The sequence below is a fragment of the Paenibacillus sp. FSL L8-0638 genome (assembly GCF_038593075.1).
In the GTDB taxonomy this organism is placed as follows: Bacteria; Bacillota; Bacilli; order Paenibacillales; family Paenibacillaceae; genus Paenibacillus; species Paenibacillus polymyxa_D.
In genome coordinates this window covers 4,532,087-4,549,564 of the sequence record NZ_CP151960.1, presented here as the reverse complement: position 1 = coordinate 4,549,564, position 17,478 = coordinate 4,532,087, and the positions used below count along the sequence as shown (strand labels likewise).

Sequence of the window (17,478 nt, the reverse complement as noted above, 5' to 3'; positions counted from 1 at the left end):
ATACCGAGTATGAATGATAATACCTATACATTCCCCACCACGTTTATGTGGGGAACTTCGACCTCTTCTTATCAAATTGAAGGTGGCGTGGATGAGGAAGGAAGAACGCCTTCTATTTGGGATACTTTCTGTCGAGCACCTGGAAAGGTGATCGGAGGGGACTGCGGAGATGTGGCTTGTGACCATTTTCACCGCTTTAAGGAAGACGTGCAATTAATGAAGCAACTTGGCTTTTTACATTACCGTTTTTCCGTGGCCTGGCCGCGCATTATTCCCGCACCCGGCGTGGTTAACGAACAGGGGTTGCTCTTCTATGAGCGTCTACTGGATGAGATTGAGTCGGCCGGGCTAATTCCAATGCTGACGCTTTATCATTGGGATCTACCGCAGTGGATTGAGGACGAAGGCGGTTGGACGCAGCGAGAGATTATCCAACATTTTAAAACGTATGCTTCTGTAATCTTGGATCGATTTGGACAGCGTATAAGCTGGTGGAATACGATAAATGAGCCCTACTGTGCCTCTATTTTGGGCTATGGCACAGGAGAGCATGCCCCCGGCCATGAGAACTGGAGGGAAGCCTTTACTGCCGCTCATCATATTCTGATGTGTCACGGGATAGCCATGAACTTACACAAGGAAAAGGGCCTGACGGGCAAAATCGGTATTACGCTGAACATGGAGCATGTCGATGCAGCCTCTGAACACCCCGAGGATGTAGCCGCTGCTGTCCGGCGGGATGGCTTTATTAATCGTTGGTTTGCCGAGCCATTGTTTAACGGGAAATACCCTGAGGATATGGTGGAATGGTACGGGGAGCACTTGAATGGATTGGATTTTGTACAGCCTGGTGATATGGAGCTGATTCAGCAGCCAGGGGATTTTTTGGGCATCAACTATTACGCCCGCAGCATCATTCGAGCGACTACAGACGCTTCGTTGCTTCAAGTCGAGCAGGTTTCCGTAGAGGAACCGATAACGGATATGGGTTGGGAGATCCACCCTGAATCTTTTTATAAGCTGCTGACACGGATTGAGAAGGATTTTACCAGAGGATTACCCATCCTGATTACAGAAAACGGAGCAGCGATGAAGGACGAACTGGTGAATGGAAAGATTGAAGACATTGGGCGTCAGCATTACATTGAGGAACATTTAAAGGCATGCCATCGCTTTATTGGGGAGGGAGGTCAGCTTAAGGGCTACTTTGTCTGGTCATTCCTCGATAACTTTGAATGGGCCTGGGGATACAGCAAACGTTTTGGGATTATACACATCAATTACGATACGCAGGAACGGACACCCAAACAAAGTGCGCTGTGGTTCAAGCAAGTGATGGCGAATAACGGGTTTTAAAAAGAAAGGGGTGCACGATGCAGCAGTATTATTTTGACGATCAAGGACGTTTTGTGATTGAGAATTTTGCGCAGGCCAAGCCCTTTTCCAGTTTTCTACCCGGTATTGCTGGTGTTCAGGGAATTCCTCTGTGGGCGTATTATGTTAATCGTGGACAAGGAATTGCGAGCTTTGGTGTGGAGGATAAGAATGGAGCTATCATGGAGTTTTTTCCGGCCAACCGCAGCTATAGTCTCGTGCCGATACATGGCTTTCGAACGTTTTTAAAGGTGAAGATGCAGGGGGAGTGGAGCTATGTGGAGCCATTTTCGGCTGTGCATCCTGTGGAGCGTGAACAGCAAAAAATGCTGATATCCCGTCATATGCTGGAAATACACAGCTCTAATCCAGACACAGGGCTTGAGGTACGTGTGCAATATTTCACGCTTCCTCATGAAAGTTACGCTGCTTTGGTGCGCAAGGTGGAGATTGTCAATCATTCCGCTCAAGAGCTTGAACTGGAGGTGCTGGACGGCATGCCTGCCGTGCTGCCCTTCGGTATTGAGAATGCGGCATACAAGGAGCTTGGACATACACTGAAAAGCTGGATGGATGTGTATAATCTCAACAATAGCATTCCTTACTATAAGGTACGTGGAAGTACAGCGGATACAAGTGAGATTCATCAAATTGAAGCGGGACATTTTATGTACAGCTTTGTGGAGGAGGAGGGCAAGACCAGGCTATTGAGTCCAATTGTCGATCCGTCCATAATATTTGGTGAAAATACGGCACTGACCTTCCCGGATCGCTTTATCCAAACACGCGTCGAAGACTTGGTTTCACAGCAGCCTGTGACGACAAATAAAGTGCCATGTGGATTTAGTGGTTATGCAGCTCGGTTGACGGCAGGTACTGCCATCAATCACTGTACGATTATCGGACATGTGAATGATATTCACTCTATCAATGAACGGATTACGGAAATTGCGACCATACCCTATATCGAGCGGAAGGCGGAGGAAGCCAAAGCGTTGATCGAAGAGTTGACGGATGAAATGGCAACGCGGACATCCATTCCGTTATTTGACGAATACTGCCGTCAGAACTATCTGGATAACCTGTTACGTGGTGGTTATCCACTATTGCTGGACAACGGCACCGAGCAACCATTTGTATATCATGTATTTTCACGCAAGCATGGGGATCTGGAACGGGACTATAATTTCTTTAAGCTACAGACGGGATATTATTCTCAAGGAAATGGTAATTTTCGTGATGCAAACCAGAACCGAAGAAATGATGTGTGGTTTAACCCCGGCGTAGGAGATTTCAATATCCGTTTGTTTATGAGCCTGATTCAGCCAGACGGCTATAATCCGCTTGTTGTAAAGGGGTGCAGCTTTCAAATACGAGAGCTGGAACCGTTGCTGGGACAGGTGGAGGTGGCAGATCATTCGTCTTTGCGTGCTTTTTTTCAAACGTCGTTCACCCCGGGTGAGCTGATTCAACATATCATTCATGACAACATCGCGCTAAAGCAAACGGTTGAGACGTTTGTAACCGAAGCTCTCAAGCATTCCGAACAATGCTATGAGGCTGATTTTGGTGAAGGTTTCTGGATCGACCATTGGACATATAACATGGATTTAATCGAAAGTTATCTAAGTATCTATCCAGACAAACAAGAGAAACTTTTGCTCGCGACCCGAGAGTACATGTATTACGACAGTCCGGCATGGGTACAGCCACGTCGAAACAAATACGTGCAGATGAAGGACGGACGTATCCGTCAGTACGGGGCGGTCGTAGAGAGCAAGGAGAAAGAAGCTCAGCTGCACGCCCGGGATCGCGATGTTCATTGGGTTCGAACCGAACATGGAAGCGGAGAGATTTATAAGTCCAATTTATATGAAAAGCTGCTGTCATTGGCAGCCATCAAGCTGTCCACGCTGGACCCAGAGGGCTTGGGAATTGAGATGGAGGCGGGCAAGCCGGGATGGAATGATTCCATGAACGGACTTCCGGGGCTGTTTGCTTCTGGATTCAGTGAACTGTGTGAATTACAGCGACTCGTAAGATTTTTAATACATGCACAGGTGAAGCTTTCGGGCGATGCTGTACTACGGTTGCCGCGAGAAGTTGCTAAGTTGATCCAACAGCTGAGGCTCACAATGGAGAGATACTACTACGATTCTGATGAGGCTGATTACAGGGATGAAAGCAGGGATGAAAGCAAGGATTACAGCTTCTGGTCACGGATTTCGGATGCTAGAGAAGCGTACCGCGAATCGATTCGTTTTGGATTTGAAGGAACAGAAACACCACTATCGTTTGAAGATGTACTGGTGTTTTTGCGCCAGGTTGAACGTAAACTCCAACAGGGGATGGATAAGGCTCTGCTTATCGGTGAGGGGATATACCCAACCTTCTTTTATTATGAAGCCAGAGAATTCGAGGTACAGGAGGATGACTGCGGGGGCAAGCTCGTAAACATACATTCCTTCGAACGTAAAGATACACCATATTTCCTAGAGGGACCGACCCGGGCTATGAGAGTGGTAGGCGACAATGTAAATGGGCAGAAGCTGTATCGGCAAATCAGGCAGAGCGGGCTTTACGACAGGAAGCTGGGCATGTATAAGGTGAATGAAAGTCTGGCGGGGCAGCCGTTTGAACTCGGTCGTTCCAGAGCTTTTACGCCGGGTTGGCTGGAAAATGAATCTATATTTATGCATATGGAATATAAATATCTACTTGAATGCTTAAGGGCGGGTCTATACACTGAATTTTTTTCAGACATCAAAAAAGCGTTGCCGCCTTTTATGGACCCAGAGGTCTACGGAAGAAGCACGCTGGAGAACAGCTCCTTTATTGCTAGCAGTGCTAATCCTGATGCAAGTTTGCATGGAACGGGATATATCGCGAGGCTGAGCGGATCTACGGCAGAATTTATCCATATGTGGATATGGATGATGACGGGCGGGCAGCCGTTTGGTTATGATCATGGGGGCCTATCCTTGAAGCTGGAGCCCAAGCTGCCAGGCTGGCTTTTCACAGCTACAGGTGAGCTATCTTTCTGTTTTCTCGGAAGCTGTCAGGTGACTTATTTTAATACGGATCGCAAGGATACTTATGCACCGGAATGCATAGTGACCCAGTATGTACTGCATTACGCTAGTGGCGAAAAGAAGACGATAAGTCAGGCTATATTAGATAATAAAGAGGCACAAGATGTGAGAGAGCGGTTGATTTCCCGTATCGAGGTATATTTGGGGACATAGCTCCATTCATTAAAGCGGTCATGCTGCAATAACAGAGCATGACCGCTTTTTAAAGTTTCATAAATCCTTGTGTCAGGGCAGGGGACTTATGCTGAAATATCTTGCAACTCCAATATCACAGGACAGTGGTCACTGCCTGTAATATGACAATCAATGTTCGCATCCATCAATAGCGAACGAAGTCTCTCCGAGACGAGGAAGTAATCGATCCGCCAGCCAATATTCCTTTCTCTCACCTTTGGCATGTAGGACCACCAGGAATAAACATCCGTCCGGTCAGGATAAAAGGTTCTGAAGGTATCTATAAATCCGGCGTCTAGCAGCTGTGACATGCGTTCCCGTTCCTCAGGCGTAAAACCGGCATTTCCGTAGTTAGCTTTGGCGTTTTTGAGATCGATCTCCTGATGAGCTACGTTCAAGTCTCCACACACGATGACAGGCTTCAAAGCATCCAGTTGTTGCAGGTAGCTGCGAAAACGGTCTTCCCATTCCAGTCTGTAGGGCAGTCGGGATAAGTCGCGTTTGGTATTCGGTGTGTACACATTGACGAGATAAAATTTTTCGAATTCCAAAGTGATGGTTCGGCCCTCCGGTTCTTCATTTTCTTCAAGTCCATAATGCACAGAGAGCGGCTTGATTTTGGTGAAAATAGCCGTGCCGGAATATCCTTTTTTCTCAGCATAATTCCAGTATTGTGTGTATTCCTCCATGTTCTCCATGAGGATTTGCCCTTCTTGAAGCTTCGTTTCCTGTACGCAAAAAATATCGGCATTCGTTTCTTTTAAATAAGTATAAAACCCTTTGGTCACACAGGCTCTTAAGCCATTTACATTCCAAGATATTAATTTCATTTGATTAATCTCCTTGCTACTTCACGCGGTCAAGCGATGTGATTTGTATATCCTTTGTTGACATAAGCTTATAAATGTCTTCTATCTGGACTTCATAGGTCTTTTCATCAAAATGGTCCTGACCAAACATATAATCGTTTAGTTCTATTGCCTTAAGGTTTCGTTTGGTATTCATAGCCGAAGGGAAGTATTCGATGTCTAATGAAGCTTTATTTCCGGCCAACACTGTTTTGAGAACTTTTGCAGTTTGTAATACCCGTTCTTTTTCCAATGACAATCCTGAGTCAGTTAGATCCTCGAATACAATTATACGAATATATTGATCGCCGACCGCTTCGGGATTCAGTTTAAAATCGTCGTATTCTTTGATCATTTTATCTGTTTCCCCTTCTTGCACCCCAGAATGAACAGCGGCTGCATCATTGTATAGCTTCTGTATAACAGGTTTGAGCTTCATGTCCAGTTGGCTCTCCCAAAGGGCGTTAAGATATTTTTCTCTAAATGGGACATCCTCATAAGGACGCTTGGTCATGTTAAAGAGGACGGAAGGATGACGATTAGAGATCGCCTCCATGGTATATTCAGTGAAGGGAATACTATGATAGCTAATATTTTGAATTTGAAAGTCCTCTCCGTATTTCTGCTCCAGATATTGCTCTGATTCTGCGGCTACGTTGCGTTTATTTTCACCTGTTTGTGTAAAAGGCTCTATAATATCTACGTATTTCATTGTGACTGCAAGAAGTAGAAGTGTAGCTCCCACAGCGAGACTGAGCAACATGCGCCATTTGGAAGGCAACGATGCACTTGTCGGCGCGCTATCCACATTGCTTGTAATTTGAAAAGATCGTACTGTAAAAATAATGCCTGAAATGTGGAGAATAATGGCCAGCGGTCCCGAAATAATAAGCAGGTATCCGAGAGAAAATAATGTAAAATAGATCAGAATTCCCTGTGTGATGATCAGAGCCGCTCCTCCAATCATATAGGAAGGAATGGCGAGATAAAACATACCCAATCCAGTACCTAATATAGAAAGCAAAGTGGCAACAAAACGATGAATTTCCCGCGACTTTTGGAGTTTATTCGTAGTCAAGGGAGTCAGCCAACCTCCTTTACTTTAAAATGGTGTAACATGATAGATGATAGCAATATCTGCGTTTTATTGAAAGAGTAGTGACTTGAAACCAGCGCCTAAAGTAGCGTGGCAGACTATTCTTTCTACATTATTTATCATGAAAAAAAGCTCCCTTGCGGAAGCTTTTTTTGATGTAATTTATCAAGAGAGATGCTCTCTCTATGGTTGACTGCGAAGTATAGGCTAACGATGCCGATAGCCCCACGTTCCCCTGTGGGTTATCTCATGAGAACAAAAAAAGCCTCCATTATGGAGGCTTTTTGCTATGACGTCCCAGGAGGGATTCGAACCCCCGACCGACGGCTTAGAAGGCCGTTGCTCTATCCAGCTGAGCTACTGGGACATAAAATTCAAGCGAATATTAATATATCATATGGATAAAAGAAATTCAAGTCTTATTTTGCATATATCGTTTATTTAGGCTTTATACAGCATAAATTCTGAGTAGACGTAGTTTTTTTTGCCTTATAAAAGGGTATGTTAGAATACAGGTGAATATGTGTAAGACGAGTGGTTGGACTTCGGCTACTGTTTCTCATATAATCTACAAATACTTGAGCTTGCGAAGGAGAGGGGGTGCCTTGAATAAAGGACTCCAAGGTGACGACAAAAGAAAATAATATTGTATTGTTTCCGAAGACACTGGACTATTATCAAATTCAACTTACTGTGATGCTTGAAAATGAACGTTACGGAGAGGCGATGGCGATGCTGCGTTTTTTAATGCAGTGTCAGGGACAGGAGCAGAAGCAATACGATGAATGGAACGCTCTATTACAATGGCTGGAAGCTGCATTTCCACAGTACGCTGACAGCGGGGCGGTAACGGACGCTGTGGAAGAAGAGGTCAGTGAAGTAGAGTTAGCTCGCCGTCATGCACGCTTTAAGCAGGAGCAGGATGCGGGCTACGGCAACAAGCTGTTGCGGATGGCTATGGATGAACCCTTATCCGAACAGACGATTTTAGCGTTGGAGCAGTTGTCCTATCTGGAACTGCCAGAAATCGACGATGCCTTGCTTCGCTGGATTACGGAACGGGAAATCCATCCTTTACTTCAATTCCGTGTTCTACAGACAATGCGACGACGCGGAATGGAAGGGACGATAGAAATTAGACGGGGTGATGAACAAGCGGAAATCGACATTGAAACGGTTCCGTTACAGCCTGGTGATTTTCCAGAGTCGATTATGCGTATTTTGGAACGGGTGGCTGATCAGACTGAGGTGCACGAGCCTACACTATTCTATTTTGCACAGGAGCTGTGGTCACAGTTTGTGATGGCAGTATACGGTACGAATGATTATAGATCCATGTTGGTGGAAGAGGACGGAATGCCGGATATTTGGGCTGCAGCACTCCATCAGACCGTTTCGGAAAGTTTGAACGGTAATAATAATGAGGAAGAAACCCGTGCTATATATGGCATTACAGATGCGTTGCGCTTCCGTTTTGAGCAGGCGTATCGGTCGATGCGACTATTCGTAGCGGCGGGAATGCACACTCCTTAGTGACCGGAAACGTTTACCTGTGAAGCATTCAAAGGGCTGCTCTTGAAAAAGACAGTAATGTTAGATATACTATAGTGGTTATTTTGTGTGCGTTGATTGTAATGAAAACTAAGTGAAGATTTTGTTGGAGGGGAAAGCATAAAATGAAAGCAACTTGGGAGAAAATAGAGAAGAACCTTGGGGTTCTTGAAGTTGAGGTTGACGCGGATCGTGTAGCCGCTGCACTCGACAAAGCTTTTAATAAAGTGGCAAAACAAGTAAGTGTACCAGGATTCCGTAAAGGTAAAGTACCACGTCCTATCTTTGAAAAACGCTATGGTATTGAAAGTCTGTACCAAGATGCAATTGACATCCTGTTGCCAGAAGCTTACAGCCAAGCTGTAGAGCAAACGGACATCTTCCCGGTTGACAGCCCTGACGTTGAAATTGATCAATTTGCTAAAGGCGAATCTTTCAAGTTCAAAGCAAAGGTTACTGTTAAACCTGAAGTGACTTTGGGCGATTACAAAGGCGTAGAAGTGCCTGTAAGCAAACTCGAAGTAAGCGACGAAGAACTGGCTCAAGAACTGGAGCGCCTGCAACAACGTCATGCTGAACTGGTTGTCGTTGATGAAGATGCTGCTCAATCCGGTGATACAGCTATTATTGACTTCGACGGTTCCGTGGACGGTGTACCATTCGAAGGCGGACAAGCTGAGAAGTATTCTTTGGAACTGGGATCTAACACATTCATCCCTGGTTTTGAAGAGCAAGTGGTTGGTTTGCACACTGGCGATTCCAAGGACGTTGAAGTAACGTTCCCTGAGAACTACCATTCTGCTGACCTCGCTGGCAAACAAGCGGTATTCAAAGTGAAAGTTCACGAACTGAAACGCAAAGTTCTTCCTGAACTGGACGATGAATTCGCTAAAGATGTAAGCGAATTTGACACACTGGCTGAATTCAAGGAAGACTTGAAAAAGCAATTGTTGGATCGTAAGGAAAACGAAGCTAAAGCAGCCCGCGAGGGTGCTGTAGTGGAGAAAGTTGCTGAGAATGCAACAATCGACATTCCTGAAGCAATGGTGAAGAGCGAAGTGCAAAACATGGTTCGCGATTTCGACAACCGTTTGCGTAGCCAAGGTATGAACCTTGAAATGTTCCTTGGATTCTCTGGTCAAAGCAAGGAAGACCTGGAAGAGCAAATGAAAGCTGATGCTGAGAAGCGCGTACGTAACAACCTCGTGCTGGAGCAAGTGGCTAAAGCAGAAAACATCGAAGTTTCCGAAGCGGAAATTGATGAAGAACTGAAAAACATGGCTGAAGCTTACAAACGTTCAGTTGAAGAAATCCGTAGCATTCTGGAAGGTAACGGCTCGTTCGCTAACCTGAAAGAAGAAATTTCACTGCGCAAAACCATTGCTTTGTTGGTGGAAAACAGCAAAGAAGTAGAAGCGCCAGTTGAAGCTGCTGAGTAATTCAGACGATAAAATATACGGAGTATGCTGTAACAAGCTGCAACGTAGTAATTAGATAGGGATAAGGCACGTAGTGAAAGTTACGTGCCTTATTTTTACCTTTGATAACCCAAATTTTAGTCGTTTATGGAAAGTGCTGTGAGTCGTGTTTTCTTGTTTTACATAAGTCACTACCGTATATTTGCACATACATACGAAACATGGTTAAATATGAGAAGGTCTCGGCAGGGTGTACTGTAAATAGCCCGCACTGCATATATGAGCGCATGCAAATATGACACGAGACTCTGAACATGTTAAAATATTTTGTAAGGTGTTCACGTTTCATGCTTGCTGCTTCCGTTTTAATGGGACATAAGGAAGCGGATGAATACAGGTGTTCATTTTAATAAAGAAAAGAGGTTGGTCGTGATGAGTCTCGTCCCTATGGTTGTGGAACAAACGAATCGAGGAGAACGATCTTACGATATTTACTCGCGGTTGCTTAAGGATCGTATTATTTTCCTAAGTGGCCCGATTGATGACGATGTCGCCAATCTCGTCATTGCACAGCTATTGTTCCTTTCTGCGGAAGATCCAGAGAAGGATATTAATTTGTACATTAACTCGCCAGGCGGTTCTGTAACTGCGGGCATGGGTATATATGATACAATGCAATTCATTAAACCGGACGTATCGACGATCTGTGTAGGCATGGCTGCAAGTATGGGTTCGTTGCTGCTCACAGCGGGTGCGCCAGGCAAGAGATACGCGCTTACCAACAGTGAAGTCATGATTCATCAGCCACTTGGTGGCATTCAGGGGCAAGCCTCCGATATGCTGATTCATGCGGACTGGATTATCAAAACACGTGCTAAGCTGAATCAAATCTATGTAGAGCGTACAGGTCAGCCCCTCGAAAAAATCGAACGTGATACTGACCGGGATTTCTTCATGGAAGCGGAAGAGGCAAAAGCATACGGTATCATTGACCAGGTGTTGTCTAAACCGATTAATCTGTAAAGGGGTGGCTCTATGTTTAAATTTAATGATGAAAAAGGACAATTGAAATGTTCTTTCTGCGGTAAATCTCAGGATCAGGTTCGCAAGCTTGTTGCTGGACCGGGCGTATATATATGTGACGAATGCATTGAGTTGTGTACGGAGATTGTAGAAGAGGAATTGGGTCATGAAGAAGAAGTAGATCTGAAAGACATTCCGAAACCAATGCAAATCCGTGACATTCTGGACCAATATGTTATTGGTCAGGATCAAGCGAAAAAATCGTTGTCTGTAGCGGTATATAATCACTACAAACGAATTAATACTCAAAACAAAATTGATGATGTGGAACTGCAAAAAAGTAACATCTTGATGCTTGGACCTACAGGTTCGGGTAAAACGTTGCTTGCGCAAACCATGGCTAAAATTTTGAACGTTCCTTTTGCTATCGCAGATGCCACTTCCCTTACGGAAGCAGGTTATGTGGGTGAAGACGTTGAAAATATTTTGCTGAAACTGATTCAAGCTGCCGATTATGATGTAGAAAAAGCCGAACGCGGCATTATCTACATTGACGAAATTGATAAAGTAGCCCGCAAATCCGAAAACCCGTCCATTACGCGTGACGTTTCGGGTGAAGGTGTACAGCAGGCGTTGCTTAAAATTTTGGAAGGCACGGTTGCTTCTGTACCACCTCAAGGCGGTCGCAAGCATCCACATCAAGAGTTTATTCAAATTGACACCACGAATATCCTGTTCATTTGCGGTGGTGCCTTTGATGGTCTGGAGCAAATGATCAAACGCCGTATCGGTAAAAAGGTTATCGGCTTCAACGCTACCAGCGAACAAAAAGACCTGAAACCAGGCGAATATACTTCAATGGTATTGCCTGAGGATCTTTTGAAATTCGGTCTGATCCCGGAATTTGTAGGACGCTTGCCAGTAATTTCTACGCTGGAGCCGCTTGATGAGAACACATTGGTTCGTATTCTGTCCGAACCGAAAAATGCGTTAACCAAGCAATACCAGAAGCTGCTTGAGCTGGATAATGTGCAACTGGAGTTTAAGCAAGATGCTCTGGAAGCCATTGCTCGTGAAGCGATCAAGCGTAACACGGGTGCCCGTGGCCTTCGTGCGATCATCGAAGGTATTATGCTGGACGTAATGTATGAGGTTCCTTCCCGTGAGGATGTGACTACTTGCGTCATCAATGAGCAGGTTGTAAAAGACAAAATCGCACCGGAACTCGGTGGTACAGATAAGGATAAAAAACAAGAAGAGAGCGCCTAAGGATTGATACTTCGCGATCTCTAAAACATGAGAAGCCGGATCTCCACTTCACTAAACCTGTATGAGGTTTTAAGGGGTGGAGGTTTGGCGTTAATGGGAGAGAAAAGTACATGTTCTTAAGACAAGACACACGTCCCGTTAAAGTCGGGAATCTGACGATTGGCGGCAGCAATGAAGTCATCATCCAAAGCATGTGTACAACTAAAACAGCAGATGTGGAAGCAACTGTAGCCGAGATTCTTCGCTTGGAAGAAGCCGGATGTCAACTGGTGCGGGTTACCGTCAACAATGAGGAAGCTGCCGCAGCCATTAAGGAAATTAAAAAACGGATTCATATTCCGCTAGTTGCAGATATTCACTTTAATCACAAGCTGGCTCTACTGGCAATTGAAAATGGGATTGATAAAGTTCGCATTAATCCAGGTAACATAGGACGACGTGAAAAAGTAGAAGCTGTCGTGAAGGCATGTAAGGAAAAAGGGATTCCGATTCGAATTGGCGTGAATGCCGGGTCATTGGAACAGCATTTACTTGATAAGTATGGCTACCCTACGCCAGAAGCGATGGTAGAAAGTGCGCTGTATCATATCGGGATACTGGAAGAACTTGATTTCCATGACATTATCGTGTCACTGAAGGCGTCTGATGTTCCTATGGCGATTGCTGCTTATACGAAGGCCGCTGAAATTATTAAGTATCCGCTCCATCTGGGTATTACCGAAGCGGGTACACTCTTTACGGGTACAGTTAAAAGCGCGGCAGGTATGGGCGCTTTGCTAGCATCAGGCATCGGCTCGACAATGCGTATTTCGCTCAGTGCTGATCCAGTGGAAGAAGTAAAGGTAGCACGTGAGTTGCTCAAAACGTTTGGATTGATCACAAACGCAGCTACACTGATTTCTTGTCCGACTTGCGGACGTCTGGATATAGATCTGTTCTCTATTGCCAACGAGGTGGAGGAATACATTGCAAAACTCAAGGTACCGATTAAAGTATCAGTACTGGGTTGTGCAGTAAATGGCCCGGGTGAAGCGAAGGAAGCTGATATTGGAATTGCCGGAGCGCGCGGTGAAGGCCTTTTGTTCCGTTATGGAAAAATGATTCGCAAAGTACCTGAGGCTGATATGGTCGATGAATTGAAAAAAGAAATTGATATCATCGTCAAAGCATATGAGGAAACAGGGAAAATACCTGGACGTGAAGAACGTCATACCGCCGAGAAGGTGTAGGCAAAAAGCAGTTATTATAAAGAGGCATAGTCATAATCTATTGTCATCATTTAAAATGCCGTGGAGAGCAGCTCTGCTACAGAACTGTTCTTCGCGGTGTTTTTGTATTTCTCTCTGATCTTTTGAAAGACCGCCGTTTAGCTATCGCGGAAAAGGAAATACTGTTTTTCATAGAGCGGCATTTTTAAAATTGCTGAGATGAGAAACGGAGGAAATACGATGGACTTGACTATGATTTTGTTATTGGTGCAAATGTTTTTCGGGATTGTTATTGGTCTGTATTTCTGGAACCTCCTGCGGAGCCAGAAAACGAACCGTAGTGCGGTGGATCGGGAATCCCGCAAGGAATTGGATAAGCTACGCAAATTGCGTTCTATTTCACTTACCAAGCCGTTGGCTGAACGCACACGTCCTGCCACATTACAGGATATCGTGGGTCAGAAGGATGGACTGCGCGCGCTCAAGGCTGCGTTATGTAGTGCGAATCCGCAGCATGTCATTATTTATGGCCCGCCGGGTGTAGGGAAGACAGCTGCTGCACGCGTGGTGCTGGAAGAGGCTAAGAAGAATCTGTCCTCTCCGTTCAAGGGAGATGCCAAATTCACGGAGATTGATGCTACGACGGCCCGCTTTGATGAGCGCGGTATTGCGGACCCGCTGATAGGTTCAGTGCATGATCCAATCTATCAAGGGGCAGGAGCGATGGGGGTAGCGGGTATCCCACAACCTAAACCCGGAGCTGTGACGAAGGCGCATGGGGGGATGCTGTTCATTGATGAGATTGGTGAGCTGCATCCAACGCAGATGAATAAACTCTTGAAAGTACTGGAGGATCGCAAGGTATTTTTGGAGAGTGCGTATTACAACTCGGAAGATTCGAATACTCCTGCTTATATCCACGATATTTTCCAAAACGGTTTGCCAGCCGATTTTCGTTTGGTGGGTGCGACGACCCGTTCGCCGCATGAACTGCCACCTGCGATTCGCTCCCGGTGCATGGAGATTTATTTCCGTGCCTTGCAGCCACAGGAGATTGCTCGTATTGCAGAGGATGCTGTCCACAAGCTAGGCTTTTGCCCTTGTCCTGAGGCGGTAGAAGTTGTACAGCGTTACGCAACGAACGGTCGGGAGGCGGTCAATATGATCCAGCTGGCTGCTGGTTTGGCACTTACCGAGAAAAGGGAATGTCTCAATGCTTCCGACGTCGAATGGGTAGCGGGCAGTAGTCAAATTCAACCGCGTCCTGACCGAAAAATACCAGGCTTGCCGCAAATCGGATTCGTTAACGGATTAGCTGTATATGGCCCGAACATGGGGATGCTGCTTGAAATTGAAGTTACAGCAGTTCCGGTTCCTGAGGGAAAGGGCAGCTATAATATTACGGGGGTTGTGGATGAGGAAGAAATCGGAGGCGGGTCCCGTACACTGCGCCGTAAGAGCATGGCTAAAGGTTCTGTAGAAAATGTTCTAACCGTTTTGCGTACGCTCGGATTGTCTCCGTCGAATTACGATTTGCATATCAATTTCCCTGGGGGTACGCCGGTAGATGGCCCGTCCGCAGGAATTGCGATGGCAACAGCCATTGCTTCCGCGATGCGGGGAATTCCGGTGGATCATGAAATTGCAATGACTGGCGAAATTAGCATCCATGGTCGTGTCAAACCGATTGGTGGTGTATTAGCCAAGGTTGAAGCCGCTTTTCAGGCAGGAGCCAAAAAAGTGATCATTCCGCAGGACAACTGGCAAGCTCTTTTTGACAGCATTGAGGGTTTAAAAGTGATTCCCGTACAGTCGGTTACCGAAGTGTTCCGACATGTGTTCGGGGAAGAGATAACGTCGGATTCGCCTGTACATGCGCCAATTGAGACTTTTCGCCCATCCCAATCTTCCTTGTTACAGGCTGATGGAACGCATAACGGGACGATATCAGATACAGGATCTTGCTGATGAACCACCCTTTCATTGGTTTTTTCATAAAACATTTGATAAAATATGAAAGATAACAACTTGAGGATTGTAAAATCCGGAACCTGAGAATCACTGGAGGTGCGAAAGCGATGGGACCCACCAAGACAAAAGGTCGTCGTTTTCCTTTGCTGCCTTTAAGAGGGCTTCTGGTCTACCCGAGTATGGTTCTGCATCTCGATGTGGGCCGGGAAAAATCGGTCAAGGCTTTGGAAAAAGCGATGGTTGAAGACAATTTGATTCTCCTGTGTTCTCAATCAGAAGTAAATATTGAAGAACCTACACAAGAGGACATCTTTCGAGTCGGCACGGTAGCCAAGGTACGCCAGATGCTCAAACTTCCTAATGGAACCATTCGAGTATTGGTGGAAGGGCTGGAACGGGCCGAGATTATTCAATATACGGACAATGAAGAATATTACGAGGTAATGGCGAAGGAGCTGCACGAGGCAGAAAACGTACAGCCTGAGACGGATGCGCTAATGCGCACTGTATTAACTCAGTTCGAGCATTATATCAACTTGTCCAAAAAGGTAACACCGGAGACTCTCGCTGCGGTATCGGATATTGAGGAGCCGGGACGGCTAGCAGACGTAATCACAAGTCATTTGACGCTCAAAATTAAGGAAAAGCAGGATATACTGGAGACGATCGACGTTACTCAGCGTCTGGAGAAGCTTCTGGATATTTTGAACAATGAGCGTGAAGTACTGGAGCTGGAACGTAAAATCAACCAGCGTGTGAAGAAGCAGATGGAAAAGACGCAGAAGGAGTATTATCTGCGTGAACAAATGAAGGCAATTCAGAAGGAACTTGGCGAGAAGGAAGGTCGCGCGGGAGAAGTTGAAGAACTGCGCAACCAGCTAAGTGAACTGGAGTTGCCTGTTACGGTGAAGGAGAAGGTCGAAAAGGAAATCGATCGTCTGGAAAAAATGCCGGCAAGCTCTGCCGAGGGTGGCGTCATCCGTAATTATGTGGATTGGTTGTTAAGCTTGCCATGGAACAAGTTTACCGATGATGATCTGGATATCGTCAAAGCTGAAGAGGTACTTAATAACGACCACTACGGATTGGATAAACCCAAGGAGCGTGTATTGGAGTATTTGGCTGTACGCAAGCTGGTGAAGACCATTAAGGGACCGATTCTGTGTCTCGTGGGTCCGCCAGGGGTCGGCAAGACCTCGTTGGCCCGTTCGATTGCCAAATCCATGGGTCGGGAATTTGTCCGCATCTCTCTCGGAGGTGTGCGGGATGAAGCGGAAATCCGTGGTCACCGTCGGACTTATGTTGGTGCGATGCCGGGGCGGATCATTCAGGGGATGAAGACCGCAGGAACGTCTAATCCAGTATTTTTGCTGGATGAGATTGATAAAATGGCTTCCGATTTTCGAGGAGATCCATCGGCGGCATTGCTCGAAGTGCTTGATCCTGAACAAAACAATACGTTCAGTGACCATTTTGTTGAGCTGCCGTTTGACCTGTCCAATGTGATGTTTGTAACGACAGCCAATGCTGCACACAACATCCCGCGTCCGCTAATGGACCGCATGGAGACACTCTATATTCCTGGCTACACCGAACTGGAGAAGCTGGAAATTGCCAATCGGTACCTATTGCCCAAGCAGAAGAGAGAGCATGGCTTGGACGAGGAACAACTGGTTATCGGGGAGGATACGCTACTGCGTGTCATTCGCGAATATACGCGTGAATCCGGTGTGCGGAATCTTGAGCAGCAAATGGCTTCTCTGTGCCGCAAGGCGGCGAAGTCCGTTGTATCTGGTGGCGAAGGACCAATTCAAATCACACCGGATAATCTGAAGGATTATCTGGGTATCGCTAAATTCCGTTACGGTGTTGCAGAACTGGAGGATCAGATCGGTACGGTTACAGGCTTGGCATGGACAGAGGTCGGTGGTGAAACACTGATGATTGAAGTGACGGTCGTACCTGGTAGCGGTAAACTGATTCTTACGGGTAAACTGGGAGACGTTATGAAGGAATCTGCACAGGCGGCATTCAGCTACACCCGTTCCAAAGCAGTTGATCTGGGCATTGAACTGGACTTTTATGAGAAAAATGATATCCACATTCATATTCCTGAGGGTGCGATTCCGAAGGATGGTCCATCTGCGGGAATTACTATTGCTACCGCGTTAATTTCAGCTTTGACCAACCGTCATGTATCCAAGGATGTGGCTATGACGGGCGAAATTACTCTGCGCGGCCGTGTATTGCCGATTGGTGGTTTAAAAGAGAAGTCGCTGGCTGCCCACCGGGCAGGCTACAAAAAAATTCTGCTTCCCAAAGATAATGAACGGGATTTGAAGGATATCCCCGACAGTATCCGGCAGGATGTTGAATTTGTCCCCGTTGCCCATATGGATCAGGTGCTAAAGCATGCTTTGGTTGAGCAGGCAAGGGTACATTAGAGAGGAATTA

At 46.0% G+C, this 17,478-nt stretch carries 11 protein-coding genes and 1 tRNA gene; 9 read left to right on the top strand and 3 right to left on the bottom strand.

Annotation, left to right across the window (positions count from 1 at the left end):
• Window positions 1-9 precede the first annotated feature (9 nt).
• Both MKY35_RS20130 and MKY35_RS20125 read left to right on the top strand, forming a co-directional pair.
• Window positions 10-1,356: a GH1 family beta-glucosidase gene (locus tag MKY35_RS20130; RefSeq protein ID WP_342444653.1), complete on the top strand. Its 1,347-nt coding sequence runs from the start codon at window positions 10-12 to the stop codon at window positions 1,354-1,356.
• 17 nt (window positions 1,357-1,373) lie between these two features.
• On the top strand, window positions 1,374-4,619 hold the full coding sequence (locus MKY35_RS20125) for a cellobiose phosphorylase (protein ID WP_342444652.1): 3,246 nt from the start codon (window positions 1,374-1,376) through the stop codon (window positions 4,617-4,619).
• Between the two features lie 86 nt (window positions 4,620-4,705).
• Here the strand turns inward: MKY35_RS20125 and MKY35_RS20120 are convergent, their stop codons facing one another.
• From MKY35_RS20120 to MKY35_RS20110, 3 genes are all read right to left on the bottom strand, one after another.
• Complete coding sequence (locus MKY35_RS20120; protein WP_029518401.1) at window positions 4,706-5,470, bottom strand: exodeoxyribonuclease III; 765 nt, start codon at window positions 5,468-5,470, stop codon at window positions 4,706-4,708.
• A gap of 16 nt (window positions 5,471-5,486) precedes the next feature.
• A complete protein-coding gene (locus MKY35_RS20115) occupies window positions 5,487-6,566 on the bottom strand; it encodes a hypothetical protein (protein WP_342444651.1) in 1,080 nt (359 codons plus the stop codon).
• Between the two features lie 311 nt (window positions 6,567-6,877).
• A tRNA-Arg gene (locus tag MKY35_RS20110) sits at window positions 6,878-6,951 on the bottom strand.
• A 257-nt stretch (window positions 6,952-7,208) separates the two neighbouring features.
• Here MKY35_RS20110 and MKY35_RS20105 point away from each other — a divergent pair.
• From MKY35_RS20105 to lon, 7 genes are all read left to right on the top strand, one after another.
• Complete coding sequence (locus MKY35_RS20105; RefSeq protein WP_322252960.1) at window positions 7,209-8,117, top strand: hypothetical protein; 909 nt, start codon at window positions 7,209-7,211, stop codon at window positions 8,115-8,117.
• Between the two features lie 143 nt (window positions 8,118-8,260).
• Window positions 8,261-9,574, top strand: coding sequence for a trigger factor (gene tig / locus MKY35_RS20100; RefSeq protein ID WP_028541569.1), 1,314 nt, complete (start codon window positions 8,261-8,263; stop codon window positions 9,572-9,574).
• A 411-nt stretch (window positions 9,575-9,985) separates the two neighbouring features.
• Complete coding sequence (clpP, locus tag MKY35_RS20095) at window positions 9,986-10,576, top strand: ATP-dependent Clp endopeptidase proteolytic subunit ClpP (protein ID WP_016324659.1); 591 nt, start codon at window positions 9,986-9,988, stop codon at window positions 10,574-10,576.
• 12 nt (window positions 10,577-10,588) lie between these two features.
• Window positions 10,589-11,845, top strand: coding sequence for an ATP-dependent protease ATP-binding subunit ClpX (clpX, locus tag MKY35_RS20090; protein ID WP_013311623.1), 1,257 nt, complete (start codon window positions 10,589-10,591; stop codon window positions 11,843-11,845).
• A 110-nt stretch (window positions 11,846-11,955) separates the two neighbouring features.
• Window positions 11,956-13,074: a flavodoxin-dependent (E)-4-hydroxy-3-methylbut-2-enyl-diphosphate synthase gene (gene ispG, locus MKY35_RS20085; protein WP_342444650.1), complete on the top strand. Its 1,119-nt coding sequence runs from the start codon at window positions 11,956-11,958 to the stop codon at window positions 13,072-13,074.
• Between the two features lie 219 nt (window positions 13,075-13,293).
• A complete protein-coding gene (gene lonB, locus MKY35_RS20080) occupies window positions 13,294-15,021 on the top strand; it encodes an ATP-dependent protease LonB (protein ID WP_342444649.1) in 1,728 nt (575 codons plus the stop codon).
• A 110-nt stretch (window positions 15,022-15,131) separates the two neighbouring features.
• Window positions 15,132-17,468, top strand: coding sequence for an endopeptidase La (lon, locus tag MKY35_RS20075; protein WP_342444648.1), 2,337 nt, complete (start codon window positions 15,132-15,134; stop codon window positions 17,466-17,468).
• Window positions 17,469-17,478 lie beyond the last annotated feature (10 nt).

Excerpts from the sequence above, each read along its gene's own strand:
- MKY35_RS20130 (WP_342444653.1), top strand. The coding sequence starts at position 10 with ATGAATGATAATACCTATACATTCCCCACCACGTTTATGTGGGGAACT.
- MKY35_RS20125 (WP_342444652.1), top strand. The coding sequence starts at position 1,374 with ATGCAGCAGTATTATTTTGACGATCAAGGACGTTTTGTGATTGAGAAT.
- MKY35_RS20120 (WP_029518401.1), bottom strand. The coding sequence starts at position 5,470 with ATGAAATTAATATCTTGGAATGTAAATGGCTTAAGAGCCTGTGTGACC.
- tig (WP_028541569.1), top strand. The coding sequence starts at position 8,261 with ATGAAAGCAACTTGGGAGAAAATAGAGAAGAACCTTGGGGTTCTTGAA.
- clpP (WP_016324659.1), top strand. The coding sequence starts at position 9,986 with ATGAGTCTCGTCCCTATGGTTGTGGAACAAACGAATCGAGGAGAACGA.
- clpX (WP_013311623.1), top strand. The coding sequence starts at position 10,589 with ATGTTTAAATTTAATGATGAAAAAGGACAATTGAAATGTTCTTTCTGC.
- ispG (WP_342444650.1), top strand. The coding sequence starts at position 11,956 with ATGTTCTTAAGACAAGACACACGTCCCGTTAAAGTCGGGAATCTGACG.
- lonB (WP_342444649.1), top strand. The coding sequence starts at position 13,294 with ATGGACTTGACTATGATTTTGTTATTGGTGCAAATGTTTTTCGGGATT.
- lon (WP_342444648.1), top strand. The coding sequence starts at position 15,132 with ATGGGACCCACCAAGACAAAAGGTCGTCGTTTTCCTTTGCTGCCTTTA.